Source organism: Methanococcoides sp. AM1 (assembly GCF_900774055.1).
In the GTDB taxonomy this organism is placed as follows: Archaea; Halobacteriota; Methanosarcinia; order Methanosarcinales; family Methanosarcinaceae; genus Methanococcoides.
The window spans coordinates 1-249 of record NZ_CAAGSW010000026.1 but is presented as its reverse complement, the minus strand read 5'-3'; the positions used below and the strand labels follow the sequence as shown (position 1 = coordinate 249).

Sequence of the window (249 nt, the reverse complement as noted above, 5' to 3'; positions counted from 1 at the left end):
ATATCAATGGCACTGCTTCCGAAGTCAAGACGAATTATATCAATGTGACATCAGTTCCTATACTTCCGGTTTCTGATTTCAGTGCTAATGTAACTGAAGGTATTGCTCCCCTGAGTATTGCGTTCACTGATCTCTCAACCAATGCAACGTCATGGTCCTGGGATATTGATGCTGACGGTACTGAGGATTACTTCAGTCAGAATATAATTCATACGTATGATACAGCTGGTTTGTATACTGTCAATCTTA

Annotated in this window: 1 protein-coding gene; it reads left to right on the top strand. The window is 40.2% G+C overall.

The genetic code is table 11. The features are described from left to right. Positions 1 to 44: 44 nt before the first annotated feature. A partial coding sequence (locus E7X57_RS12245; protein ID WP_210409069.1) for a PKD domain-containing protein occupies positions 45 to 249 on the top strand: 205 nt, incomplete at its 3' end.